Raw genomic sequence first — 25,851 nt, forward strand, 5'->3', positions numbered from 1 at the left:
GACTCCGGTGCTGCGACGGATGACTACGGCGCCCGGGGGGCGGCGGAGGAAGGGGTTTCCAGGGGAGCGGGAGGACCGAGCGCGGCCTCGGAGGCGTGGAGGATGGCCCTGCGCACCAGCGCGGGCGTGTCCAGGAGCAGCCCCACCCGGCCGTCGCCCAGGATGGTGGAGCCGGAGATGCCGGGGATGCCCTGGAAGAGGCGCCCCAGGGGCCGGATGACCCGCTGGCCGTCGCCCTGGAGCTCATCCACCGCCAGCCCGATGACGCCGTCCGGGTGCTTGAGGACGACCACGTTCTCCCGGGCCGGCGTGCTCCCGCCCAGGGAGAACACCTGGCGCAGCCGCAGGTACGGCAGCGGCTGCCCGCGCAGGGACAGCACGCCGGACGCCTCCTCCGTGCGCTCGTGGGCGGGGACCTCCATGCACTCCTGCACGCCCTCGATGGGGACCACGTACACCTGGTCCCCCACGCCCATGGCGAAGCCCTGGATGACGGCGAGCGTGAGCGGCAGCCGCAGCGTCAACGTGGTGCCCTGCCCCTCCTGGCTCTGGATGGACACGGTGCCGCGCAGGGCCTCGATGTCCCGGCGCACCACGTCCATGCCCACGCCGCGGCCGGACAGCTCCGTCACCTCGGTGGCCGTGGAGAAGCCGGGCTCGAAGATGAGGCGCAGGAGCTCGTCGTCGCGCAGCCGCTCGGGCGCCGCCACCAGCCCCCGCTGCCGCGCGCGCTCGCGCACCCGCTCGCGCTGGATGCCCCGGCCGTCGTCGGACAGCTCCACCACGACGCTGCCGGCGTCATGCCAGGCCTTGAGCCGCAGGCGGCCCCGGGGGTCCTTGCCCGCGGCGCGCCGCTCGTCCGGCGTCTCGAGCCCGTGGTCCAGCGCGTTGCGCAGGAGGTGGAGCAGCGGGTCGCGCAGCGCGTCCAGCACCGCGGTGTCCAGCGTGGCGTCTTCTCCCTCCAGCTCCAGTTGGGCCAGCTTCTGCTGGGAGCGGGCCAGGTCGCGCACGGTGCGCAGGTGCTGGCGGAACAGCGGTCCCACCGGGACCATCCGCACCTTCATCACCTCTTCCTGGAGCGCCTCGAAGAGCGGATCCATCTCCCGCTGCTGGTTGAGCGCCTCCTCCCAGCTCGCGCCGGAGTCCTCCGCCCGCGCCAGGAACTGCGCCATCCGCCCGCGCGCCACGGACAGCTCCGCGGTGAGCGTGACGATGCGGTCCAGGCGCTCCATGTCCATGCGCACGCGGGTCCGCGCCGTGCTCCGCGCCTCCGGCAGGCGCGGCAGCGCGGTGGGGAGCGGCAGCGCCGCCGTGGGAGCCCCCGCGACGAGGCCCTCGCGCAGCCGGGACAGGTGGGCCTGGTGCACCGCGCCCAGCGAGTCCACGCCCGCGAGCGACGCCTGGCACAGCTCGCGAAGGTGATCCACCGCGCCGAGCAGCAGCGACACCCGCGTCTCATCCGGCGTGAGGCGCCCGTCGAGCAGGGCCTGGAGCAGGTCCTCGACGCCGTGCGTGTAGTCCGTCACGGCCTGGAAGCCGAGCGACGCCGCCGCGCCCTTGAGCGTGTGGGCCCCGCGAAGGATGGCCGGGAGCAACCCGTCCGCCGGGGACACCTCCAGCGCGATGAGGTTCTCCTCCATGGAGGAGACCAACCCCTCCGCCTCGTCCGCGAAGACGGCCAGCACCTTCTGCCACTCCGCGGCGGTCTCCGACGGGATGTCCCCCGGGCCTGTCGTCACCTCCCGCCCCGGAGGCGAAGGGAGACCGGCGCACGCAGGGGGATGGGTGGAGGGATTCTCAAGAACACGGACTGGCGCCCCCCTTCCTCGCGATGCAAGGCATTGCCATGAAGGTGGGCCGACCTCCACGCCGAGGAAAGTTTCTAGAAATCAACAGTATCAAACCCATCCAACATGAACAACCACGGCGTTGATTTCACACAGGGTTTGTATCAGCGGGAGAGCGAGGCCCTCCCAGGAGACAAGACGTCCCAGGTCGTGTGTCGGCCACATCGCCCGGAGCCGCGCCCCACCTGTCTTGAGTTACATGTTTCAATCCCATCCACATCCAACACATTGCGTCTCATCCGTTCGTACAAGACATCGCACTCGTGCTGCGGGGTGATGCGGACTCGCTGGGGCATGCGCGACGCTCCCCTTCGCACACGAAGCCCAGGCGGAGGAGCCGCATGCCCAGCGTCATCGTGGTGGGAGGGGGCGTGGCGGGACTGACGGCCGCGCACGAGCTGGTGGAGCGCGGCTTCGAGGTCCACGTCTTCGACACGCGCACGGCGTGGGGCGGCAAGGCCCGCTCGCAGCCGGTGGCGGGCACGGGGACCGAGGGGCGGCGGGACCTGCCGGGCGAGCACGGCTTCCGCTTCTACCCGCGCTTCTACCGCCACGTCATCGACATGATGCGGCGCACACCCGCCGTGCCCGGCGCGGCCACGCCCACCGTGGACGAGCGCCTCAAGGCGACGACGGAGAGCGCCATCGCGCTCATCGACGAGGACACGTGGTACCGCTTCTCCCGCCGCAAGCTGGACAAGCCCTACGACGTCCTGGAGGCGCTGGAGCTGTTCTTCCAGAAGCTGGACTTCGACGAGGCCGACGTCAGCCTCTACAGCCTGAAGATCCTCCAATTCCTCTCATCCAGTGAAGCCCGCCGCTTCGGCCAGTACGAGCGGATGTCCTGGTGGGACTTCGCGCAGGGGGACCTGTACTCGCCGAAGCTCCAGCGGCAGTTGCGGGCCGTGCCGCGCACGATGGTGGCCATGGATCCCAAGCGCGGGTCCGCGCGGACGATTGGCGCCATCTCCATGCAGCTCATCCTCGACTTCGCCCAGAGCGGGGTGAACAACGACCGGACGCTGGGCGGCCCCACGAGCCAGATGTGGCTCGACCCGTGGATCTCCCACCTGCGCGGCCTGGGCGTGAATCTCCACGCGGGCGTCCCGTGCACCGGGCTCGACGTGGCGGGCGGCCGCATCTCCCGGGTCCGCTTCGCCAACGGCGAGTCCCACGCGGCCGACCACTACGTGCTCGCGGTGCCGCTGGAGGCGGCGCACGCGTTGATGACGCCGGAGCTGGCCGCGTTGGACCCCGCGCTGGCCCGGCTGCGCGCGGCGGACGTGGAGCAACTGGTGTCGTGGATGGTGGGCATCCAGTTCTTCCTCTACGAGGACGTGCCGCTGGTGCGCGGCCACACCTTCTATCCGGACTCGCCGTGGGCGCTGACGTCCATCTCGCAGCCGCAGTTCTGGCGCGAGCTGGGGCTGTTCCGGCGCGTGTTCGGGGATGGGCAGGTGGGCGGGCTGTTGTCCGTCGATGTGTCGGATTGGAACACGCCCGGCACGTTCGTCCCGAAGCGCGCGAAGGACTGCACGCCCGAGGAGATCAAGACGGAGGTCTGGGGACAGCTCAAGGCCGCGCTCAACGGGCTGGACCCGGACGAGCAGGTGCTGACCGACGCGCTGCTGCACTCCTTCCACCTGGACGCGGACCTGGACTACGGCGGCGGGCTGCCGCCGCGCAACACGTCCGGCCTGCTGGTGCATCCGCCCGGCTCCTGGGACGTGCGCCCGGAGGCCGCGAGCGCCATCCCCAACCTCTGCTTCGCGGGGGACTACGTCCGCACGCACACGGACCTGGCCTCCATGGAGGGGGCGTGCGAGGCGGGCCGCCGCGCCGTCAACGCCATCCTCGACCGGACGCAGTCCCAGTCCAGCCGCGCCATCATCTGGCCCCTGGAGGAGCCGGCGTGGGTGGAGCCGTGGAAGCGCCTGGACGCGGCGCTGTACCGGCGCGGGCGCCCGCACCTCTTCGAGCTGCTGGGCCTGCGCACCGCCGTCCAGGCCTCGGACGTGCTGCGGCGGTTCTCCGCGCTCACGGGGCTCTCCGAGGTCGATGACTGGTTGGATCAGTTCCGCGTCTCCCGCATGGTCGACGCGCTGATGGAGCGGCTGGGCATCCGCTGAAGCGGCGCGCCCTTCACGCGCCGCTCACTGGAGCACGGACGGCTCGCGCGGCTCCTGCCTCCCGGGCCTCGCCACGGCGTAGTCCTCCGCGCCGGTGAAGTCGACGACGCGGCAGGGCTCGTCCCCCACGACCCAGGCGTCATGGCCTGACGGGATGAAGGCGACGTCGCCCGGCTCCAGGTCCAGCTCCTGACCGTCCCTCATCCGGACGTGCATGCGTCCGGACAGGATGCTGAGGGTGTGGACCACCTCGCAGTCCGCCGTGCCCGCGATGGGCCTCACGTGCTCCGACCATCGCCAGCCGGGCTCGAAGTAGCCCCTGCCGATGCTGAGCGCTCCCAGGTTCAGGACGGAGGCCTCTCCGTGCGACACGAAGGGCCGGCGCTCGTCCGCCTCGCTGGCCTTCTTGATGATGGCGCGTGCCATGGTGCAATCCCTCGCGGTGAATGGGTCCCGCGGGAAAGCTGGGGGCGCCGCGCGCCGGAGGAAAGGGTTCGCGCCCGGACGCGGGCGGTGGACCGGAGCACGGGGTGTAGCGCCCGTCCCCACCTCCGTACCTTCGTGCCGCAATCCGGTCCCGGGGGAATCAAGTCATGCGCCCAATGTCGCGCCTTGCCCTGTGGGCATGTCTGGTCATCGCGCAGGGATGCCGTACGCACCACGAGCCGCCTCCCGCGCCTCCACCCACCCCGCCCACGGCCACCGCGCGGCCGCTCCACCTGGCGAAGCCGGAGGCCCTGGAGTTCGAGTTCGGCCGGCCCCAGGCCACCGCCTGCAACTGCTTCAAGGCCGACGCCAGCGCGCAGGAGGGGGGCGCGTGCGCCACGCCGCGCTTCGGCACGTACCTGCTCGCGCTGACGTGGGCCCCCACCTTCTGCCGGACGCACCCGGACAAGGAGGAGTGCGAGCACCTGGAGGGCACCTTCGGCGCGACGCACCTCACCATCCACGGCCTGTGGCCCCAGTTCAACGACGAGGAGGCGCAGCAGCTCCACTGCACCTATCCCGCGTTCTGTGGCGGGATGTGCGAATGCCAGGGCAGCGACGCCCCCGCGCGCTGCTTCCCCGACCCCGCCACCCTCCCGCAGGCGATGGGCACCTACGGCCCCGGCTTCGTCACGGACAACTACTTCCTCGCGAACCACGAGTGGCCCAAGCACGGGAGCTGCACGGGGATGGACGCCCGGTCCTACTTCCAGAGCACCATCGACGCGCTGCAGTCCCTGCCGGGCGACCAGGGGACGCCGGCCGCGCTCGCCAACAACATCGGCGGGAGCGTGGCGCTGGAGAACCTGCGCGCCGCGTTCGGGCAGAGCGACAGCGTCGCCTTCGCCTGCGACGCGGACTGCAACCTCACGGAGGTCGGCGTCTGCTTCTCCGTGGACGCGCAGCGGCGCCCCTCGGAGCCCATGACGTGCCCGAGGAACGTCACCGGCGGCGCCTCCAACAACTGCGTGGGCACCGGCCCCCAGCCCCGCTGCCCCATGGTGAAGATCCAGGCCGCGGTGCCCTTCCACGGCGGCGGAGGCGGGGGCGGCCCGTCCTCCACCTGCGGACAGCCGGGCCAGGGCCCCGCGTGCACGAGTGATCAGCTCTGCCAGGACCAGGGCTGGGCGCGGTGCGCGCGCTCCGGGTGCTGCACCACCGTGCCCAAGCGCTGAAGGCCCGGGCCCGGCGGGTGCGCGTCAGGCCACGGCCTGGAGGCCCGTGTCGCGCGGCACCTTCGCGGCGGCGGCGCGCACCAGCTCCGGGCTCGCGCCGTCCTTGTGGGCGTTCTCGCTCAGGTGCCGGCGCCAGGCGCGCGCGCCAGGCAGGCCCTGGAAGAGGCCCAGCATGTGCCGGGTGACGGCGCCCAGCGGCGCCCCCTGGCTCATCTGCGCTTCGATGTACGGCAGCATCGCGTCCACCACCTCGTGCCGGGTGAGGGGCGCCTGCGTGCTTCCGAAGAAGCGCCGGTCCGCGTCCGCCAGGAGGTAGGGGGACTCGTAGGGCGCGCGGCCCATCATCACGCCGTCCACGCGGCCCAGGTGCTCCGCCGCCGCGTCCAGCGTCTTGATGCCGCCGTTGAGGGTGATGTCCAGGTGCGGGTACTCGGCCTTGAGCCGGTGCACCAGCTCGTAGCGCAGGGGCGGCACGTCCCGGTTCTCCTTGGGGGACAGGCCCTGCAGCCACGCCTTGCGCGCGTGCACGATGAAGCGCGTGCAGCCCGCCGCGGAGACGCGCCGCACGAAGTCCTCCAGCGTGGGCCACTCCTCCATGTCGTCGATGGCGATGCGCGACTTCACCGTCACGGGGATGAGCACCGCCTCACGCATGGCGGCGACACCGCGCGCGACGAGGTCCGGCTCCGCCATCAGGCACGCGCCGAAGCGGCCGGACTGCACGCGGTCGCTGGGGCAGCCGACGTTGAGGTTGATCTCGTCGTAGCCCCACTCCTCGCCGATGCGCGCGGAGGCGGCCAGGTCCGCGGGCTCCGAGCCGCCCAGTTGGAGGGCCACCGGGTGCTCGGCGGGCGTGAAGCCCAGCAGGCGGTCGCGCTTGCCGTGCAGCACCGCCCCCGTGGTCACCATCTCCGTGTAGAGCAGCGTGTGTCGGGAGATGAGCCGGAAGAAGTACCGGCAGTGCCGGTCCGTCCAGTCCATCATCGGCGCGACACACAGCGGCATGGGGTAGGCCAGGGCAGTCATCGCCCTACCCATATCCGGACTCCCGCCGTCCGCCCAGGGTCTCCCGGCGCTCCCTCCGAAGGCAGGCGGGCATGCCGGGCCGGGCGGGCCCCACCGGCCCTATGCTCGCGGGCCATGTCCCCTGCCCCGCCCTGGCTTCTTCCCGCCGTCCGGAACAACGCGGAGTGGTGCGACGCCGTGTGCCGCGCCCACGGCCGCCAAGGCCAGTTCGAGGACGGATTGTGGTTCAACCCCGCGCCGGTGCCGGCCCTCTATCCCAATGCCGTCACGCTGACGGCGGACGGACAGGAGGCCACCCTCCAGGCCCTGTCCCGGCTGGAGCTGCCGGGCCGCTGGGGCGTGAAGGACAGCTTCGCGACGCTCGACCTCGCCGCGCACGGCTTCGACCTGCTGTTCGAGGCCCGGTGGATCCACCTGGCGGCCACCGCGCCCGTGCCGGCAGTGGCTTCGGGCCTGGCGTGGCGCCAGGCGCGGACACCGGAGGCGTTGGAGGCGTGGGAGGCCGCATGGAGCGGCCGCGCCCCGGAAGCGCGCGTGTTCCCTCCCGCGCTGCTCCAGGAGGAGGGCGTCGTCTTCCTCGCCGCGGGGGATGGGAAGCGCTTGCTGGCCGGAGGCATCGCCTTCTTCGGCGCGAAAGCGGTCGGACTGTCGAACACGTTCCGCGTCGAAGGCGCGCCCGCCGAGCTGGACGCGGAGCTGCTCGCGCACGTCCGCGTCCATTTCCCGGGTCGGCCCATGGTCGGCTACGAGCACGGCGAGGCGCTCGACGCGTGGCGGGCGCTGGGCTTCGAGTCCGGGGGGCCGCTGCGGGTGTGGCTCAAGGCAGGGGGCTGAGCACCACGCCCTGTTCCGACAGCCACGCGTCCACCAGCCGCTGGCCGGCGTCCGTCAGCGTGAAGCCCAGCCCGGCCCACTGCTGGCCGTTGAGCATCACCACCTGGCCCAGCGCGCGGCCGAAGGCCACCTCCGGCGCCGCCTTCTTGAGCAGCGCGCCCGCGTAGTGGTGCAGGAACAGGTCGAAGTTCTTCGCGAAGTCCGGGTGCCCGGGGAGCGAGTCGCTGCGCGTGTCCGCCGTCACGTCATACGCCTGGATGAGCGCGCCGAAGCCCAGCACGTCCACCAGGAACGCCTGCATCCGGTCCTTCCCGCGCACCCGTCCGGGCAGCCACCGCTCCGGCCCCGCCGGCGTCTGGAACGTCCACAGGCCGCGTTGACGCGTGGCGGCGAACGGGAGCCCCCCACCCCGCCGCTCCCCCGGGGCCGCCCGGCGCTGCAACCGCAGGGGCGAGCGCTCCGAACGCGCGGGGAAGTAGACGATGACCGCCGGTGCGGAGCGGGCGCAGTTCATGGGGGACACGACTCCAGAGGGGGAACACCTGCACCGGAATTATCCCGCGCTGTTGCCCTGGAGTTGCTTGCCGGGCAACGTTTTCAGACGCCGCCGGGCATGGGGCCGGCCAGGGCCTCCACGGCCTCGGGGAGCGTGCCCCGCTCGAGCGCGGCCTGGAGGGTGTCCATCTGGGCCGTGACGACCGCGCGCGACACCTTGGAGCCCGCGCCGTCCCGCACGAGCAGCTCCAGCGTGGTCTGGGCCAGCAGCAGCGGCAGCGAGGTGAAGGCGAGCACGTCCCGGGGCGCCCCCGCCAGGAACAGCGAGCGCACGTAGCGCGCCGCGGCGATCAAATCCTCGCCCGCGAGCCGCTCCACGTCCTGGAGCTGGACGCCGTCCGGCAGCCACACGCGGCCCTCCTTCCGGTCCTGGCGCGCGTCCTTGAGGATGTTGACCAGTTGGAGCCCCTCGCCGAACAGCGGCGCCAGCGAGCGCAGGTTCGGCGCGTACGGCGCGAGCCGCGGCTCCAGGACGAACAGCTCCGTGAGCAGCTCGCCCACCAGTCCCGCCACGATGTAGCAATAGTCACGCAGGGACTGGAGCGACCCGAGCTTCAACATCCCGCCTTCGGACGCGCCGCCCAGCACCTGCCCCATGCCCTGCACCGTCTTCAGCACGAAGTGGCGCAGGATGGCGCCGGCCTCCGGGCGCACCGCGTCCAGGCTGGCCAGCAGCGTGGGCGTGCGCGCGAGCAGGTCCAGGTAGCCCGCGTTCTCGCTGGGGCGGCGCGCCAGCCACTCGCGCGACAGCGCCCCGGCGTCCACGCCCGGCTTCTCCTGGAGCAGGGCCTCGAAGGCGGCCAGCGCCTCCCGCCGCTCGTCGCGCGTCCAGGGGGCGGCGTCCTCCAGGGTGTCGGCGACGCGCAACAGCAGGTAGCCCAGACCCACCTCCCGGCGCAGCGGCTCGTCGAGCAGCGGGATGGCGAGCGCGAACGTGCGGCTGGTCCGCACGAGGAAGTCCGCCAGCTCGTCATCCCGGAACGGAAGGGCCGTCGCGGTGGGGGCGTCACTCAAGGGAACCGTCCTCCGGGCACGGGCGCGCCTGCCGCCCGCGCCCTCACTGCCACAAGCCATCCACCGACACACGCGAGAACGTGCAGGCCCGGCGTGCGGGGCCCGCCACGGGCACCCGGTTGCCGGGAAATTCTCGCTCAAGCCCCAGCCCGGGCGCCGCCGGGTGCCCGCGTCAGCGAGGACACCGGCGCACGGGCTCTCAGGCGGGAGGCCTCAGGGCGCCGGAGCGACCGTGGGCTTCGGGGCCGGCTGCGCGGGGGCGGCGGGCGCGGGGGCCGGCGCGGCCACGGGCGCGGCCTGGGGCTTCGGCTCCGGCTTCTCGTGGGACTGGAGCATCTTGCCGTTGTCCGCGGCGATGCGGCGGTACCACGCGTCCGGGTAGCGCGGGTGGCCCACCTTGCCCGTGTTGTCGCGCACGTTGCCGTCGATGTACTTCACGAGCAACTGCTCCCCCAGCTTGCGCCAGCGCGCGTGCACCTTGTCGCCCTGCTGCAGGGAGTACTCGGTGAGGTACTGGCGGGCCTGCTCCGGCGTCCGCTTGTAGAGCACCTGCGCGATGCTCTCGATGTTGGCCTGGTCCGCCAGGAACTGGCCCTCCAGGTCCCCCTGGGCCTTCTGCACGTCCACGATCATGTCGCTCCAGCGCCCGTAGGCCTGGTTCGACACCCAGTTGAAGACCCAGAAGGACGAGTCCCAGGAGAACTCGCCGCGGCTGGCCACGCCTTGCGCGAAGTTCTTCGGCACCTGCCGGATGCCCGCGTACATGGGCGTGTAGACGGTGGTGAAGGTGTCATCCACGCCGAACCAGAGCACCCCGCCGATGGCGTCCGGCAGCGTGGAGCGCATCTGCGCGACGAAGGAGAAGCCCGTCTGCTGCGTGGAGATGGCGCGCTCGTGCACGTAGCTCTTGCCGTCCACGTCCCACGTCATGGGGCGCCAGCGGTAGGGCACCGCGTAGGGCCCCGCGCCCACGTCCCTGGACATGTCCAGCGGGGTGCCCTCGAAGTGGTCGCGCATGAGCGCCATGGCGTCCTGCACGGACACCTTCTTGTCCGGCTTCACCCACAGGGGCAGGCGCTTCGTGGTGTCCGCGCCGTCCGCGTACTCCACGCCCAGCTTCAGGGACGGGGCCGCGCGGCGGAAGATGCTCCACACGCGCGACTCGCTGAAGCGCTGCCCGCCGAAGTCCAGCGGGTGGTACGTGTCCGCGAAGCTGAAGTCCTTGTCCGCGCCCGTGTACCAGCCCTTCGCGCGCGCGAAGGAGATGACGTCCGGCGAGTACAGCGTGGTGGCGCTGTCGTTGAGCGGGAACTGGCGGATGCGCGACTGGTTGGCGTGCGCGGAGAGGTAGCCGTCCGGCAGCTTGCGGGCCACCCACACCGCGCCCTTCTGCCCCTCGCCCTTGCCGATCATCTCCAGGATCCACGCCTCCTTCGGGTCGGCGATGGAGAACGTCTCACCGGTGGACGCGTAGCCGTACTCGGCGACCAGGTCCGTCATCACCTGGATGGCCTCGCGCGCCGTCTTCGCGCGCTCCAGCGCGATGTAGATGAGCGAGCCGTAGTCGATGATGCCCGCGGGCCCCTCCAGCTCCTTGCGGCCCGTGAAGGTGGACTCGCTGATGGACAACTGGTGCTCGTTCATGTTGCCCACCACCGAATAGGTGGCGGCCGGCTGCTTGATGCGGCCCAGGAACTTGCCGGTGTCCCACTCCACGACGTCGCGCATGGCGCCGGCCGCGTGGCGGCGGGCGGGCGTGTAGTACAGCTCGCCGTACAGCTCGTGCGCGTCCGCCGCGTAGGTGATGAACGTGGAGCCGTCCGTCGTGGCGCCCTTCGTCACCAGCATGCTGGTGCAGGCGTCCGCGACAACGGGGGCGACGAGCACCGCCGTCAGCGGCAGCGCGGTGAAGAGGGTCGAAGGGAATCGGTTCATGGCGGCGCAATCTAGCAGGACCGCCGCCCGCTGCCCGCCCATACAGGTTGCCCGGCACCCGGGCATCCGGGCCCCCTGCCGCACGACGCCATGCGAGAAGCCGATGGCCGCCGAGCGCCGCGCTACTTCCCGGCCCCGACGTTGGATGGCACCCGTCGCGGGGGGACGCTAGGGTTGGCTTTTCCCGCCCGGGGCCTTCCCAACCCCGGGCTTCCCTTGGAGGACGGCGTGACGGAGATCGTGGTGGGCCTGGTGGTGTTCTTCGTCCTCACGGTGGTGCTGGGCCCCGCCCTGTGGAGCTCCCGCATCTGGTGGAGCAAGGCGGACCGCGAGCAGGTGAAGGACAAGTACGGCCGCCCCCAGAAGGACCCGAAGGACGCTTGAGGAGGCGGCCGCTCGCGCTGGCGGGCGCGCGCTACTCGTCGTTCTGGCGCAGCGCCGCCAGCACGTGGAGGTCCTCCAGCGTGGTGGTGTCCTGCGAGGACTGCTTGCCCGCGGCCACGTCGCGCAAGAGCCGGCGCATGATCTTCCCGGAGCGCGTCTTGGGCAGCCCTTCCGCGAAGCGGATCTCATCCGGCCGCGCGATGGCGCCAATCTCCTTGCCCACGTGCACGGCCAGCTCCTTCTTGAGCGCGTCCGAGGGCGCGTTGCCGTGCTTGAGCGTCACGAAGGCCACCAGCGCCGTGCCCTTCAGGTCGTCCGGGCGGCCCACCACGGCGGCCTCGGAGACCTTCGGGTGCGCCACCAGCGCGCTCTCCACCTCCGCGGTGCCCAGGCGGTGGCCCGCCACGTTCACCACGTCGTCCACACGCCCCATCAGCCACACGTAGCCGTCCGCGTCCGTGCGCGCGCCGTCGCCGGTGAAGTACATGCCGGGCAGCTCGCTGAAGTACGTATTCACATACCGGTCCGGGTCCCCGTACACGGTGCGCAGCATGGACGGCCAGGGCTTCGTCACGAAGAGCAGCCCGCCCTGCCCCCTGGGCACGCGGTTGCCGTCGCGGTCGAGGATTTCGGCGTGGATGCCGGGCAGCGGGAAGGTGGCGGAGCCGGGCTTGGTGGGCGTGGCGCCGGGCAGCGGTGAGACCATGATGCAGCCCGTCTCCGTCTGCCACCACGTGTCCACGACGGGGCACCGCCCCCCGCCGATGACGTCGCGGTACCACATCCACGCCTCGGGGTTGATGGGCTCGCCCACGCTGCCCAACAGGCGCAGCGAGGACAGATTGTGCTGCTTCACCGGCCCGTCGCCCAGGCGCATGAAGGCGCGGATGGCGGTGGGCGCGGTGTAGAGGATGGTGGCCTTGTAGCGCTCGATGATGTCCCAGAAGCGGTCCGGCCCCGGCTGCGTGGGCGCCCCCTCGTAGATGATGGTGGTGACGCCGTTCATCAGCGGGCCGTAGACGACGTACGTGTGGCCCGTCACCCAGCCCACGTCCGCGGTGCACCAGTAGACGTCGTCCTCGCGCAGGTCGAACACCCAGCGCGTGGTGAGCGACGCGTTCACCGCGTAGCCCGCCGTGGTGTGCAGCACGCCCTTGGGCTTCCCGGTGGAGCCGGACGTGTAGAGGATGAACAGCGGGTGCTCGCTCTCCACCCACTCCGGCTCGCAGACGTCGGACTGGCCCTTCACCAGCGCGTCCCAGGCCAGGAACCTGGGGCCTTCGGGCAGCTTGCCGTCACCGGTGCGGGTGAGGACGACGACCTTCTCGATGCTGGGGGCGTTGGGGAGCGCGGCCTCCACGTTCTTCATCAGCGGCACCACCACGCCCTTGCGCCAGCCGCCGTCCGCGGTGAGCAGCACCTTGGCGCCCGCGTCCTTCATGCGGTCCTGGAGCGCCTCCGCGGAGAAGCCGCCGAACACCACCGAGTGCACCGCGCCCACGCGCGCGCACGCGAGCATCGCGACGGCGGCCTCCGGCACCATGGGCAGGTAGATGCCCACGCGGTCGCCCTTCTTCACGCCCAGCGACTTGAGGCCGTTGGCCAGCCGGTTCACCTGCTGGGACAGCTCCCCGTAGGTGATGGCGCGGCGGTCGCCCGGCTCGCCCTCGAAGAGGATGGCGGGCTTGTCCTTCAACTTCGGCAGGTGCCGGTCCAGGCAGTTGTAGGCGAGGTTGGTCTTCCCCTCGACGAACCAGCGCGCGTGGGGCGGCTTCCAGTCCAGCACCGTCTGGAAGGGCTCCTTCCAGTAGAGCTCCTCGCGGGCGCGGTCGCCCCAGTACTTGTCCGGATCCTTCGCGGCTTCGTCCCACAGCCGCTGATAGTCCTGCATGCCGCGGATGTGGGCCCGCCGGGAGAAGTCCTCGGGCGGGGGGAAGACGCGGGACTCGGTCAGCACCGAGACGATTGCGTGAGGGTCTGCCATGGGCGTTCCTCCAGCTTGGGCGTGGGAACAGCCCTCCTGTTGTAGGAAGCCCCTCGCGCTATCTCAAGGGTTCCCTTCACAGCGGGTGTTCCCCTGAACGCCGTCGAAGCGGATCCACAGCTCGCAGGTGCAGCCGGTGTTGTTGTTGGCGTCGTAGGCCAGCCGCAGTTGCCCGGTGAACTCCGTGGCGCACAGGGTGGTCGCGTCCAGGTGCACGCGGACCTGGTCGAGCAGGCACTCATTCGTCCCGTCGACGGTGGTGCTGACGTTGGCCACGCTGCCGTCGGCGGTGAAGGCCTCGCCGTCCTCCAGCACGTAGCCCAGGAGCTGCATGTTCTGCACGCCGAAGTCCGCGCGCACCACGCGCCCGGCGATTTGAAGGTTCAACTGGAGGTTGCCCTGGAACTTCTCCAGGAGGTCGCAGTCGTCGCGCAGCGTCTCCGTGGGGATGAGCTCGTACACGCCCTCGTTCTGGCTGTAGGGCAGGCAGCCCGCCAGGGTGGAGACCACGAGGGCGGTGAGGCTGAGGCGTCGCAGGGTAGACACGGCACGCACCATCGCCCACGGGAGGCATCCGGAACGGGCGCTCGCCTGGGGGCTTTGGGTAGAGTGCGACGCCATGCCTGAATACCGCAACCCCAAACCCACCGTGGACTGCATCATCGAACTGGCCGGAGAGCGCATCGTGCTCATCCGCCGCGCGAACCCGCCGGTGGGCTGGGCGCTGCCGGGCGGCTTCGTGGACGAGGGCGAGCCCCTGGACAAGGCGGCCATCCGCGAGGCCAAGGAGGAGACGGGGCTGGACGTGGAGCTGACGGAGCAGTTCTTCAGCTACTCGGATCCGAAGCGCGACCCGCGCCTGCACACGATTTCGACGGTGTTCATCGCGAAGGCGACGGGCGAGCCGGTGGGCGCGGACGACGCGGCGGAGGCGAAGACGTTCTCCGTGGACGCGCTGCCCCAGGACCTGTGCTTCGACCACGGCACCATCCTGTCCGACTACCTGACGTACAAGCGCACCGGGAAGCGCCGCAAGCTGTAGGCGGCGGGACGGGCCTCCCTGGATGCACTACCTCTTCGTCCTCCTGGCGCTCGGCGCGCTGCTCATCGTCCATGAGCTGGGGCACCTGGTGGCCGCGCGCCTGTTGGGCGTGCGGGTGCCGCGCTTCACCGTGGGCTTCGGGCCGCCGCTCCTGTCGTTCCGGCTGGGCGGGACGCAGTTCGTGCTGGGCGCGGTGCCGCTGGGCGCGTCCGCGAACCTGCAGGGGATGAACCCGCACCGCTCCGCGGAGGAGGACACGTCCGGGTTCGGCACGCTGGGGCCGCTCAAGCGGATGGCCATCATCCTCGCGGGGCCGCTGGCGAACTACGCGGTCGCCATGGGGCTGCTGTTCGCGCTGTATTCGTCGGGCACGCACGTGGTGGTGCCGCTGACGGTGGGCACGGTGCTGCCGGGCTCGGAGGCGGCGCGGGCGCAGCTCCTGCCGGGAGACCGGCTGGTGGGCGTGGACGGCAAGCCGCTGGAGAGCTGGTCGGACTTCGTCACCCGGGTGGCGGACGGCGTGGGGGGGCCGTTGGAGCTTTCGGTGGAGCGCCACGGCGAGCCGCGCAAGGTGACGGTGCGGCCCCGGGCGGACGAGCGCGGCGCGGGGCGCATTGGCGTGAGCCAGCAGTACGTGTTCCGCACGCACGCCCCTGGAGAGGCCTTCACCCAGTCGCTGGTGCACACCGGGCGCGTGGCGTCCGAGGCGCTGTCCACGGTGGTGGCGATGGTGCGCGGGCCCCAGGCCGCGGGCAACAAGGCCGGGCCGGGCGCGCTGATGCGCCAGGAGTCGTCCGACGTCGCGTCGTCCACGGCGTCCGGGGCGGACGCGCTGGTGCGCGCGTTCGTGGCGGCCTCCGTGGCGCTGGCGATGCTGACGCTGGTGCCGGTGCCGGGACTGGATGGCGGCCGGGTGCTGCTGCTCGCCATCGAGGCGGTGAGCGGGCGGCGCATCCCGCCGCGCGTGGAGACGGTGGCGCAGACGGCCGGGTTCCTCTTCCTGTCCATTGGCATCGTGGCCACGGCGGGCGCGGAGATCCGCCGCGCGCTGCCGTCAGCGGAGGCGCCGTCCCCGGGCGTGAAGGCCCCCGTCGCCACGCCGGCCCCCGCCGCCCTGGACGCGGGCACGGCCGTGTCCGCCGCCGTGGCTCCGGCACCGGACGCGGGGATTGCGGCTCCCGTCGTCACGCCCTCGCCCCCCTGAGGCGTCCGCCCGGCTGCTCCACCGGCCTGCTTCCTGGGAGCGGAGCTCCTGTTGGATGGCGGGTGCCGCACGGTTGCAATCCACCTCGTTGATTGCACGGCCGCGTGTCGGCCAATAGAAGCCCTGGGCTCCATCCACCTCGCGCCCCCTCCAGAGCTCCGCATGCCCCAGTCCCCATCCCCCGCCGTCCCCCCTCCCGAGGAGCACCAGTTCGCGGGCGGCGGTGAGATGGGCGAGTTGGTGCGCTCGATGGACTGGTCCCGCACGCCGCTGGGCCCGTCACGCGACTGGCCCGTCAGCCTGAAGACGATGGCGGGCGTCGTGCTCCACAACCGATTCCCCATGCTCATGTGGTGGGGCCCGGAGATGATCCAGCTCTACAACGACGCGTACCGCCCGGTGCTGGGCCGCAAGCACCCGGGCTCCATGGGCGCGCGGGGCGAGCAGGTCTGGCCGGAAATCTGGGACGTCGTCGGCCCCATGGCCCGGGGCGTGCTCAACGGCGGCCCCGCCACCTGGAGCGAGAACCTGGCGCTGTTCATCAACAGCCGCGGGTTCGTCGAGGAGACGTTCCACACGTTCTCGTACAGCCCCATCCCCGACGAACAGGGCGGCGTGGGCGGCGTGCTCGTCACCGTGCGGGAGACGACGCAGGAGGTGCAGCACGACCGGCAACTGCGCATGCTGCGCGACCTGGCGGCGCGCTCCGCCGACGCGAAGTCCCCCGAGCAGGCCTGCCGCACCAGCCTGGAGGTGCTCGCGGGCAACGACCTGGACCTGCCGTTCTGCCTGCTCTACCTGCTCGACGCGAGCGGCGACACCGCGCGGCTCGCGGGCGGCAGCCGGTTGCCCGACAGCGTCCTGGAAGCGCTGCCCGCGCAGCAGTCCCTCTCCGCCGGGTCCGGCGCGGACTGGCCCTTCGCCGAGGCCATGCGCACCGGCGAGGCCATCGTCGTGAAGGACCTGGGGCAGCGCCTGCGCGCCCTGCCCCCAGGCCGGTGGAACACGCCGCCGTCGCTCGCGGTGGTGCGCGCGCTCACGCGGCCCGGACAGACGCGGCCCTATGGCTTCCTCGTGGGTGGCGTCAGCCCCCGGCGGCTGCTGGACGCGCCCTACCACGCCTTCTTCCAGGCCACCGCCGAGCAGGTCGCCGCCGGGGTCGCCAACGCGCGCGCCTACCAGGAGGAGCGCCAGCGCGCGGAGGAGCTCGCCGCGCTGGACCGCGCGAAGACGGCCTTCTTCAGCAACATCAGCCACGAGCTGCGCACGCCGCTCACGCTGCTGCTGGGCCCCACCGAGGACGCGCTCGCCAGCCCCGCGCGAGCGCTCCAGGGCGACGCGCTGGAGACGGTGCACCGCAACGCCGAGCGCCTGCGCAAGCTGGTCAACACGCTCCTGGACTTCGCGCGCATCGAGGCCGGGCGCGTGCGCGCCACCTACGAACCCACCGACCTGGCCGCCCTCACCGCCGGGCTCGCCAGCGCCTTCCGCTCCGCCATCGAGCGCGCGGGGCTGGTGCTCGACGTGGACTGTCCGTCCCTGCCGGAGCCGGCCTGGGTGGACCATGAGATGTGGGAGAAGATCGTCCTCAACCTCGTCTCCAACGCGCTGAAGTTCACCTTCACCGGCACCATCACCGTGGCGCAGGCGCAGCGGGACGGGCACGTCGAGCTGCGCGTCACCGACACCGGCACCGGCATCCCCGCGCACGAGCTGCCCCGCCTCTTCGAGCGCTTCCACCGCGTCCACGGCGCCCGCGCGCGCTCCCACGAAGGCTCCGGCATCGGCCTGGCGCTGGTGCACGAGCTGGTGCGGCTGCACGGCGGCACGCTCACCGTCCAGAGCGAGCTGGAGCGCGGCACCACCTTCACCGTGCGCATGCCCACGGGCTTCGCGCACCTGCCGCCGGAGCACGTGACGTCCACGAAGAGCCAGCGCTCGCTGCCCGCGGGCACGGCCCCGTACGTGCGCGACGCCCTGGGGTGGCTCACGAACGCGCCGCCCCCGCCGGAGGAGGACGCCGGGGCGCCCCCGGCCCTCGAGCCGGCCTCGCTGGGGATGCAGGAGCGCGGGCGCGTGCTGCTCGCGGACGACAACGCGGACATGCGCGAGTACGTGGGCCGGCTGCTGGGCGCGCACTGGACGGTGGAGGCGGTGGCGGACGGACAGGCCGCGCTCCAGGCCGCGCTCGCCCGGCCCCCGGACCTCATCCTGTCCGACGTGATGATGCCGGGGATGGACGGCTTCGCGCTGCTCCAGGCCCTGCGCGCCGACGAGCGCACCCGCACGGTGCCCGTCATCCTGCTGTCCGCCCGCGCGGGCGAGGAGGCCCAGGAAGAGGGCCTGGCGGCGGGCGCGGATGACTACCTGGTGAAGCCCTTCTCCACCAGGGACCTGCTCGCCCGCGTCACCGCGCAGCTCACCCGCTCCCGCCTGCGCAAGCTGGAGGCCGCGCACGGCGAGCGGCTGGCGCGCATCTTCCAGCACGCGCCCGTGGGCATCGCCATCCTGCGGGGCCCGGAGCACGTCTACGAGTTCGCCAACGAGAACTACCTCAAGCTCATCGCGCACCGCGACGTGACGGGCAAGGCCATCCGCGAAGCCCTGCCGGAGCTGGCGCACCAGGGCATCTACGAGCTGCTGGACGGCGTCTACACCACGGGCGAGCCGCACATCGGCCGCTCCCTGCGCGTCGTCTTCAACGACGGCCCGGAGCAGTCCACGCGCGAGGTGTTCTTCGACTTCGTCTACCAGCCCATGAGCGACGCGAAGGGCCAGGTGGAGTCCATCATCGTGGTCGTCTTCGACGTGACTGAGCTGGCCACCGCGCGGCGCGAGGCGGAGGCCGCCAACCGCGCCAAGGACGAGTTCCTCGCGATGCTCGGCCACGAGCTGCGCAACCCGCTGGCCCCCATCCTCACCGCGCTCCAACTGATGCGCCTGCGGGGGGAGACGGCCGCGGAGCGCGAGCGGACGCTCATCGAGCGGCAGGTGACGCACCTGGTGCGCATGGTGGACGACCTGCTGGACGTCAGCCGCGTCACCCGGGGCAAGGTCACCCTCAAGCGCGAGCGCGTCACGCTCACCGACGTGGTGGCCAAGGCCATCGAGCAGACCAGCCCCGTCATCGACGAGCGCCAGCACACGCTGGAGGTGGACCTGCCCGACCGAGGCATGGACCTGAACGGCGACCCCACGCGCCTGGCGCAGGTGTTCGCCAACCTGCTCACCAACGCCGCCAAGTACACGGAGCCCGGCGGCTTTTTGGCCGTGACGGGCACGCGCGAGGGCCGGGAGCTCGTCGTCAGCGTGCGCGACACCGGCGTGGGCATCGCGCCGGAGATGCTGCCGCGCGTGTTCGACCTCTTCGTGCAGGAGCACCAGGCGCTGGACCGCTCCCAGGGCGGGCTGGGGCTGGGGCTCGCCATCGCGCGCAGCCTGGTGACGCTGCACGAAGGCGCCATCAGCGCGCACAGCGCGGGCCGGGGCCGCGGCAGCACCTTCACCGTGCGCCTGCCCGCGCTGGAGGCGGAGGCCCCCGCCGCGCTGCCCACGCCGCAGCCCGGCGCGCTCGTCCCCCAGGAGCCCGTCTCCATGAGCGCGCGCGTGCTCATCGTGGATGACAACCGCGACGCGGCGGACGTGCTGTCCGAGTCGCTGGAGTTCCTGGGCTGCACGACGCGCGTGGCCTACGACGGCCCCAGCGGCCTGGAGGCGGCGAAGGCGTTCCGCCCCGAAATCGCGCTCCTGGACATCGGCCTGCCGGTGATGGACGGCTACGAGCTGGCCCGGTTGCTGCGCCAGCAGGAGGAGCCCCGCGCCCTCAAGCTGGTGGCGGTGACGGGGTACGGCCAGGAGTCGGACCGCCAGCGCTCCAAGGCCGCGGGCTTCGACGCGCACCTGGTGAAGCCGCTGCACTTCGAGACGCTGGAGGCGCTGCTCAAGGACCTGACGGGCGCCTGAGGGGCAGGCCGCCCGTCGTCCAGGGGACGTCCGGCCCACGAAGCAGGGGCCGGGCGTCCGCGAAGGCCTTATGCTCCGGCCCGACATGCCCACGCCTTCCGCGCCCTCCGCCTCCGTGGCGGACGGTGGACTCTTCTGCGAGCTGTACTGGGGCACCTCCCTGGCGGAGGCCTGGAGCTATGGCCCGGAGCTGGGCCAGGTCCACGCCGCGCCCGACGAGACGGCCCCCCTGCCCCTCTACGGCTTCACGCTGCCGGAGGAGCCCTTCCTCCTCGCCGAGCGCACCCCGAAGGGCTGGCGCATCCACGTGCCGCCGTCCGCACGCGTGGAGAAGCGCCTCAAGGGCGACGCCTTCCAGCCGGTGGGCCCCGACGAGCTGACGGGCGCGCCGGGCCGCACGGCGGTGGAGCTGCACGAGGGCATGACGCTGCGCCTCGTGGAGGGCGAGCTGAACCTGCTGGTGCAGCCGTCGGTGGTGAAGGAGCGCGCGGGCCGCTTCCTCGTGAAGGACGTGGCGTGGATCATCACGGTGGCCATCCTCTTCCTGAGCGCCCCCGTCGCCTTCCTCGTCATGGGGCCGGATCCGGCGCGCATGGCCGCGAACAACGCGCGAGCGCTGCAGGCGGCCCACGACAAGGAGGAGGCGCGCCGCAAGGCCCTGGGGTTGGACCAGCCGCTCAAGCCCATGACGGAAGCCGAGCGCGCCACCCAGCAGCAGGACGGCGGCGCGCGCGTCACCGTCCCGGCGAGCTTCGGCGTGCGCTAGGCCCAGGGCTTCAGGGCCCCAGGCCCACCCAGACCTCGCCGTCCTCGAAGAACTCCTTCTTCCAGATGGGCACGTCCTGCTTGAGCCGCTCGATGGCGTACTCGCAGCCCAGGAAGGCCTCCTTGCGGTGCGCGGAGGCCGCGGCGATGACGACGGCCAGCTCGCCCGGCACCAGGGTGCCCACGCGGTGCACGATGGCCAGCCGCGTCCCCGGCCACGTGCGCGCCACCTCGTCGCCAATCTCCGCCAGCTTCGCCTCCGCCATGGGCGCGTAGGCTTCGTACTCCAGCCGCAGCACGCGCCGGCCCTTCGTCTGGTCGCGCACGGCGCCGGAGAACGTCACCAGCCCGCCCGCCCCCTGGGACGCCACCGCGTCCACGACCTCCGAGAGCGCGAGCGGCCGGCCCACCACGCAGAAGAGGCGCGGCGCCCCGCCGGCCACGGGCGGAATCAACGCCAGCTCCGCGTCCGGCGCCACCGGTGAGTCCAGCCCCACGAACTGCTGCTGCACCGCCACGCGCAGGTGCGGCAGCAGCGGCGCCAGCGGCGGGTGCTTCGCGGCCAGCAGCGAGAGCACGTCCGACACGCGCGCTCCGGGCGGCACGTCCAACGACTCGCGGGACAGGCCCGCGCGCTCGCGGGCCGCGGCGAAGTACAGCACCGTGACGGACATGACCTGCCTCCTCTGCTGGCGTGTCCCTAGCGCTCGCGCAGCACGACGCGGCCCTGGAGCCGCCCGCCGCCGTCCACCGGGGAGAAGTCGAGGAACCCGTACTCGAAGGGGGTGAACTTCTCCAGGAGCGCCGTCACGAAGACCTGGCTCGCCAGGAGCTCCGTCGAGCCGACCCCCGGCACCGAGCGCACCCCGGCGAGGTCCGCCCGAAGCCGCCCCATGTCCACCATCAGCGACAGGTGGCCCGGCCCGAACGCCTCCGCGCCGAAGCGCGTGCGCAGCGTCGCGCCCACGTCCCCCAGCTCGCGGCCGGTGAGCACCTCGCCGGCCTCCAGCGTGGCGCGCTCCGGGTCGAGCGTGAGCGACACCGGCTGCTCCAGCAGCCGCGTGCGGAAGCGCGTGGTGCCGCCCTGGGCCTCCTTCTGGAAGACGAGCCCGTTGTCCTCCAGTTGCTTCTGGATGAGCCGCAGCACCGGCTGCACGGACGCGAGCCCCGCCTCCATCACCACCGTGCCCTTGGGCGCGGGGCGCCGGTCCCGGATGAAGCTCCGGAAGAAGGCCGCCGCGTCGAAGTAGACGAGCATCGCCACGTCCCCGCGCAGCGCCTTCAGGAGCGGCTCCGCGTCCAGCCCCTGCGCGCGCCAGCGCTCCAGCGTCCGCTGCCGCCGGGGCGACTCCGGCGAGCCGAACACCAGCCGCGCCAGCTCCTCCGGAGGCACGGACACCTGCGCCGCCGCCACCGGCCCCTCCGCCGCGCGCCCCAGCAGTCGTGACGCCGGCCCCCGCGCGCCGCCCAGCAGCGGCCGGGACGAGGACAGGAAGCCGTCCAGCTCCGCCTGGTCCGCCTGCACCGCGAGCGCGGCGAAGAAGCCGCGCACCGGCATGTCCTCCTTCCCCGCCTCCGGCACCGGCGGCGCGGAGAAGAGGAACACGCTGCCGTCGCGCACCTTGCCGCGCAGCTCCGCCAGGAGCGCGTTCTCGGAGATGCCCGGCCCGGACAGCGCCTCCACCCTGCGGCGCACCTGCTCCACGTCCGGGGACTCCTCCACCGCCAGCGCCTTCACCGTCTCCCCGGGCGCGGGCGCGTCCGGCGAGTCCGGCACCGCGAGGTACACGTAGCCCCGGTCCGCGAAGAGCAGCATGGCGTTGCCGCCGTCCACCGGCTCCACGCGCGCGCTGCCGTCCTCGCGGGACAGCACCCGGTGGCCGGCGCCGCGCAGCTCCCGCGCCACGGCCGAGAGCGCCGCCCGCGGGTCCGTCACGCCCAGCAGCGCCACCACGCCGTCGAAGTCCGGCAGGAGGAAGAAGCCGAAGCCCTCCTCGGGGTCCACCTCCGAGGGGCCGGGCCCCAGGCCGCGCAGCAGCAGCGGCACGAGCGGCGTGTCCGCCAGCGTCTGGCGCACGTTGCCCCGGCCCACCAGCCGCCCGTAGAAGTCCACCAGCCCTTCGACGTTGCCGCGCACGCGGGGCACCCACAGCACCGTCTGCGCGTCCTCGGGCACCGCGCGGAGCACCGGACGCGGCACCACGGTGAGCACCACCCGGGCCAGCTCCTTGTCCCCGTCCAGCGCCCGCACGGTGTAGCGGCCGGCGGTGGCCCACGCGTGCTTGACGCCCGGCACCGTCTGGGGCGGCGTGCCGTCCCCGAAGTCCCAGGTGATGGAGGGCGCCTTCGGGGCGGTGGAGCCGAAGGCCTCCAGAACCCCCGCCTCCAGCGTGCGCTCCGGCCCCAGGTCCGGCCTCAGCCCCCGGCAACCGGAGACCCCCAGGCCCACGGCGGCCAGGAGGAAGAGGAACGGAAGCGGGGACGGGTTCGCGCGCGGTCGGGAGGCCATGGGCCTTTCGGTTAGTAGTCCAACGCCAGACCGAACATCCAGCGCCGGCTGCCCAGGTTCAGGCCCTTGCCGCCGAAGTTGTTCACATCCGCATGGGTATACTCGGCGAAGAGGTACGAGTGGTTCACCCCCAGGTCCGAGTCGAAGTCGCGCGCGAAGCGCGGCTCCAGCACGTCCAGGAGGAACGACACGCCGGCGGTGCCGCCCCAGCCCCACTTGCCGCCGCTGGCCTTGCTGCCCTCCACCACCTCCGTGGTGCTGCCCTTGGTCATCCACCAGGGGGAGTAGATGAGCCCCAGCTTGGCGTACGGCACCAGCGGGATGCCCCAGCGGAAGGCCGCGTAGTCGAACTTGTAGAAGGCGTTGAGCTGGATGGGCAGCACCTTCAGCGCCGCCTTGTCCGCCGCCGCCGAGCCGTTATCGAGCTTCGCGTCCGCGTACTTCTCCGCGTACCCCAGGCCCAGGCCCAGGCCCGCCGTGCCGATGCCCTGGTAGAAGAAGCGCTGGAGCTCCCCTTCAATGAGCAGCAGCGACGCGTCACCGAAGGTGTCCTTGTACGGCGTCGCGCCGTTGAGGGCCTTCTCCGTGTCGATGCGCGGCTTGTAGCCGCCCCCGCGGAAGATGACCGCGCCCGTGCGCGGAGAGCGCGTGGGGATGGTCACCTCCTGCGCCACCGCCGGTACCGCCAAGAGAAGCGCCGCGACTCCCAGGCCCACAGCCGTGCTGCTCATGACACCTTCCTCCGAGACGACAACCAGATGCCCAGCGCGGCCAGCACCGCGCCACCCGCGAGGCCGCCGCCGGCCGCGGCACACCCGCCGCGCTCCTGACCGCCAGCGTCCACATACGCATCGAACAAGCCATTGCTCTTCACGGGCGTCGCGTCCACCGAGGCGGACGCGGGGCTCTCATTGCCCGCGGCGTCCCGGATGATGGCCTGGAGCCGGTACGTCACGCCATTCGTAAGGCCGGTGATGACGACGTTCCCCTCGCCGGCCGCCTTGTCCACGCGCGTCACCGGCCCCGTGGTCCCCTCCAGCGCCAGCGCCCCCACCAGCCCCTGCCCGCCGTCCTCCGTGCCCGCGTCCACGTCCGTGCCCGCGTCGGTGTCCGTGCCCGCGTCCACGTCCGTGCCGGCGTCGGTGTCCGTGCCCGCGTCCACGGACGCGACCATCGCCACCTCCACGATGACGGTGGAGTCCGCCTCCGCGCCGTCCACCTGCACCGACAGCGCCGAGTCCCGGGGGATGACGGCGGCGATGGAGGGCGTCGCGGGCGGCTGCGGGTCGTACTTCAACACGAAGGTCGGAGAGCCTACGTTGGCGTAGGCCGTCTGGCACTCGGTGCCCAGGTAGCCGCCCACCTGCCGCGCGGACGCACACAGGTTGAAGGAGATCTCGGAGGTCTGCGAGTCGCACGTCGCCGCGCTCCCCCCGTCCGTCCCCCCGCCGCGCGCCGCGAGCACCTGCTGCACGCTGAAGTTCACGGTGCCGGTGGTCGTGGAGTCGCTCGAGCCGAGGCTCACCAGCTTCAGGTCCGTGGCGGTGGGCTCCCCGCCGCAGGTCCCCGTCGTCGCGTAGATGAAGAGCGAACCGCCGCAGATGTTGCCCGTGCGCGTCCAGGTGAACCGGCGCGCATTGCCACACTCACTCTTGGGCACCGTGATGGTGTTGTTGCTCGTGGTGGTGGTCGCGCTTGTGAAAGACACCGCTGGCCCCACCTGGGCCACGGCCGTGGACGCGAAGAGCAGGAGGCCAATGAATGGAAGGCGCATGGATGGGCCGGAAGCTAGCAAGGGCGGGGCCACCCTCAAGCCCCGTCCGGACGGCCTGTTTCCCAAGGAAAACCCCGGGTTCGCGCGCCAAACAGGCAAGGGGCCCCCGGGGGCTTTGCCAAAATGTCAGGCGGGGCGTTCCGCCAGCTTGAGGCCCGCGTCCACCAGGTGGGCGGCGGCCCGGCCGGCGTTGTCCACGGACGCGAAGAGCGTCACCCACTCCGGGGCCTGGGGGAAGGCGCGCACCCGGCCCACGTGGACGGCCGGGTCGCTCATCACCAGCATGGGCATGGGGTAGACGCGCTCGCCGGGGACATCCAGCACCTTGAGGGACGGGGACGTCTTCAGGGCGGCGCGCACCTGCTCCACGGGGCCCGGCTTCTTGAGCTGCACGTTCACGGTGAGGCCGTGGCCGTGGAAGGTGGGCACCTGCACGGCGGTGCCGGCCAGGACGGGCGTCTCGCCCAGGGCGGCGAAGAGGCGCGCGGCCTCCAGCGTCCAGCCGCCCTCCTCCTCCGTCCACGGGCTGTTCACCATGAAGCCGCCCACCTGGGGCACCAGGTTGAAGCCCACGCGGTGCGGGAAGGCCTGCGGCTCCGGCTCGCGGCCGGAGAGCAGGTCCGCGGTCTGCTTCTCCAACTCGGAGATGCCGCGCACGCCCGCGCTGGAGGCGCCCATCAGCGCCGTCACCTGCGCGCGCACCACGCCGAACGCGCGGCGCAGCGGCTCCACCAGGTGCACCGCGGCGCTGGTGACGATGCCCGGCAGGCTCACCACGCGGCCCTTGAAGCTGAAGCCCGGCCCCAGGGCCTCCGTGTTGAAGCCCGGGAGGATGAGCGGCACGTTGCCGTCGCTCCGGAAGGCGCTGCTCGCGTCCACCACCCACGCGCCCGCGGCCTGCGCGGCCGGGGCCAGCGTGCGGGACGCCTCCGCGGGCGTGGCCAGCAGCACGACGTGGATGCCCCGGAAGGCGTCCGCGGAGGCCCGCTCCACCTCCAGCGTGTCCTCGCCGTACTCCACCTCCAGGCCCTTGGAGCGCTCCGAGCCGAAGGCCTGCACCTGCTCCACCGGCACGTCGCGCGCGTACAGGTTCGCCAGCACCTCGCGGCCCACCACGCCCGTGGCGCCCACCACGGCAATCCGAAGGTTCTCTCTCATGACGGGCTCCTTTACGTCAGCGCCTCCGCCCGCGCGAGCACGACGAAGCGCCCTGGAGGCGGAGGCT

Annotated in this window: 21 protein-coding genes; 8 read left to right on the plus strand and 13 right to left on the minus strand. The window is 72.3% G+C overall.

Annotated elements, in window-relative coordinates; genetic code table 11:
- Positions 1-23 precede the first annotated feature (23 nt).
- The gene (locus tag K8556_RS25305; RefSeq protein ID WP_223742655.1) at positions 24-1,739 is read right to left on the minus strand and encodes a chemotaxis protein CheA; all 1,716 of its coding nucleotides are present in this window, start codon (positions 1,737-1,739) and stop codon (positions 24-26) included.
- Positions 1,740-2,188: 449 nt separating this feature from the next.
- Here K8556_RS25305 and K8556_RS25310 point away from each other — a divergent pair, with 449 nt between their 5' ends.
- A complete protein-coding gene (locus tag K8556_RS25310; RefSeq protein ID WP_223742656.1) occupies positions 2,189-3,976 on the plus strand; it encodes an FAD-dependent oxidoreductase in 1,788 nt (595 codons plus the stop codon).
- Positions 3,977-4,000: 24 nt separating this feature from the next.
- Here the strand turns inward: K8556_RS25310 and K8556_RS25315 are convergent, their stop codons facing one another.
- Entirely contained in the window at positions 4,001-4,402 is a 402-nt protein-coding gene (locus tag K8556_RS25315; RefSeq protein WP_223742657.1) for a cupin domain-containing protein, read from the minus strand.
- 167 nt (positions 4,403-4,569) lie between these two features.
- Between K8556_RS25315 and K8556_RS25320 the strand changes: the two genes are divergently transcribed.
- Positions 4,570-5,637, plus strand: a complete 1,068-nt coding sequence (locus K8556_RS25320; protein ID WP_223742658.1) for a hypothetical protein — start codon at positions 4,570-4,572, stop codon at positions 5,635-5,637.
- 24 nt (positions 5,638-5,661) lie between these two features.
- Here the strand turns inward: K8556_RS25320 and dusA are convergent, their stop codons facing one another.
- On the minus strand, positions 5,662-6,663 hold the full coding sequence (gene dusA / locus K8556_RS25325) for a tRNA dihydrouridine(20/20a) synthase DusA (RefSeq protein WP_223742659.1): 1,002 nt from the start codon (positions 6,661-6,663) through the stop codon (positions 5,662-5,664).
- 114 nt (positions 6,664-6,777) lie between these two features.
- On the opposite strand from dusA, the gene K8556_RS25330 reads away from it, so the two are divergent.
- Positions 6,778-7,497 carry a hypothetical protein gene (locus K8556_RS25330; RefSeq protein ID WP_223742660.1) on the plus strand — a complete coding sequence of 240 codons (720 nt, stop codon included), beginning with the start codon at positions 6,778-6,780 and terminating at the stop codon, positions 7,495-7,497.
- Here K8556_RS25330 and K8556_RS25335 read toward each other — a convergent pair.
- From K8556_RS25335 to K8556_RS25345, 3 genes are all read right to left on the minus strand, one after another.
- Entirely contained in the window at positions 7,481-8,011 is a 531-nt protein-coding gene (locus K8556_RS25335; protein WP_223742661.1) for a hypothetical protein, read from the minus strand. The two genes, K8556_RS25330 and K8556_RS25335, sit on opposite strands and share 17 nt — an antisense overlap.
- 83 nt (positions 8,012-8,094) lie before the next feature.
- The gene (locus K8556_RS25340) at positions 8,095-9,066 is read right to left on the minus strand and encodes a squalene/phytoene synthase family protein (protein WP_223742662.1); all 972 of its coding nucleotides are present in this window, start codon (positions 9,064-9,066) and stop codon (positions 8,095-8,097) included.
- A 213-nt stretch (positions 9,067-9,279) separates the two neighbouring features.
- Positions 9,280-11,001 (minus strand): dipeptidase, encoded by a 1,722-nt coding sequence (locus tag K8556_RS25345; protein WP_223742663.1) that lies wholly within the window; start codon positions 10,999-11,001, stop codon positions 9,280-9,282.
- Between the two features lie 228 nt (positions 11,002-11,229).
- Between K8556_RS25345 and K8556_RS25350 the strand changes: the two genes are divergently transcribed.
- Positions 11,230-11,385 (plus strand): hypothetical protein, encoded by a 156-nt coding sequence (locus K8556_RS25350; RefSeq protein WP_158616174.1) that lies wholly within the window; start codon positions 11,230-11,232, stop codon positions 11,383-11,385.
- Positions 11,386-11,416: 31 nt separating this feature from the next.
- Here the strand turns inward: K8556_RS25350 and acs are convergent, their stop codons facing one another.
- Together acs and K8556_RS25360 are read right to left on the minus strand one after the other, a co-directional pair.
- Positions 11,417-13,369 carry an acetate--CoA ligase gene (gene acs, locus K8556_RS25355; protein ID WP_223742664.1) on the minus strand — a complete coding sequence of 651 codons (1,953 nt, stop codon included), beginning with the start codon at positions 13,367-13,369 and terminating at the stop codon, positions 11,417-11,419.
- 63 nt (positions 13,370-13,432) lie between these two features.
- On the minus strand, positions 13,433-13,915 hold the full coding sequence (locus K8556_RS25360; RefSeq protein ID WP_223742665.1) for a hypothetical protein: 483 nt from the start codon (positions 13,913-13,915) through the stop codon (positions 13,433-13,435).
- A gap of 73 nt (positions 13,916-13,988) precedes the next feature.
- Between K8556_RS25360 and K8556_RS25365 the strand changes: the two genes are divergently transcribed.
- The 4 genes from K8556_RS25365 to K8556_RS25380 all read left to right on the plus strand — a co-directional run bounded on the left by K8556_RS25365 (position 13,989) and on the right by K8556_RS25380 (position 20,344).
- Positions 13,989-14,411 carry an NUDIX hydrolase gene (locus tag K8556_RS25365; RefSeq protein WP_223742666.1) on the plus strand — a complete coding sequence of 141 codons (423 nt, stop codon included), beginning with the start codon at positions 13,989-13,991 and terminating at the stop codon, positions 14,409-14,411.
- Between the two features lie 22 nt (positions 14,412-14,433).
- Positions 14,434-15,615: an RIP metalloprotease gene (locus K8556_RS25370; protein WP_223742667.1), complete on the plus strand. Its 1,182-nt coding sequence runs from the start codon at positions 14,434-14,436 to the stop codon at positions 15,613-15,615.
- Positions 15,616-15,777: 162 nt separating this feature from the next.
- Positions 15,778-19,578 (plus strand): ATP-binding protein, encoded by a 3,801-nt coding sequence (locus K8556_RS25375; RefSeq protein WP_223742668.1) that lies wholly within the window; start codon positions 15,778-15,780, stop codon positions 19,576-19,578.
- Between the two features lie 85 nt (positions 19,579-19,663).
- Positions 19,664-20,344 (plus strand): hypothetical protein, encoded by a 681-nt coding sequence (locus tag K8556_RS25380; protein WP_223742669.1) that lies wholly within the window; start codon positions 19,664-19,666, stop codon positions 20,342-20,344.
- Positions 20,345-20,354: 10 nt separating this feature from the next.
- Here K8556_RS25380 and K8556_RS25385 read toward each other — a convergent pair whose 3' ends face one another.
- From K8556_RS25385 to K8556_RS25405, 5 genes are all read right to left on the minus strand, one after another.
- Positions 20,355-21,017, minus strand: coding sequence for a molybdenum cofactor biosynthesis protein MoaE (locus K8556_RS25385; RefSeq protein ID WP_223742670.1), 663 nt, complete (start codon positions 21,015-21,017; stop codon positions 20,355-20,357).
- A gap of 26 nt (positions 21,018-21,043) precedes the next feature.
- Positions 21,044-22,852, minus strand: coding sequence for a PKD domain-containing protein (locus K8556_RS25390; RefSeq protein ID WP_223742671.1), 1,809 nt, complete (start codon positions 22,850-22,852; stop codon positions 21,044-21,046).
- 11 nt (positions 22,853-22,863) lie between these two features.
- Positions 22,864-23,583, minus strand: coding sequence for an MXAN_2562 family outer membrane beta-barrel protein (locus tag K8556_RS25395; protein ID WP_223742672.1), 720 nt, complete (start codon positions 23,581-23,583; stop codon positions 22,864-22,866).
- Positions 23,580-24,626 (minus strand): MXAN_2561 family MXYO-CTERM-anchored protein, encoded by a 1,047-nt coding sequence (locus K8556_RS25400; protein ID WP_223742673.1) that lies wholly within the window; start codon positions 24,624-24,626, stop codon positions 23,580-23,582. The genes K8556_RS25395 and K8556_RS25400 overlap by 4 nt, the downstream gene beginning before the upstream one ends.
- A 126-nt stretch (positions 24,627-24,752) precedes the next feature.
- A complete protein-coding gene (locus K8556_RS25405; protein WP_223742674.1) occupies positions 24,753-25,784 on the minus strand; it encodes an aspartate-semialdehyde dehydrogenase in 1,032 nt (343 codons plus the stop codon).
- Positions 25,785-25,851 lie beyond the last annotated feature (67 nt).

Source organism: Corallococcus sp. AS-1-12 (assembly GCF_020036995.1).
GTDB lineage: Bacteria > Myxococcota > Myxococcia > Myxococcales > Myxococcaceae > Corallococcus.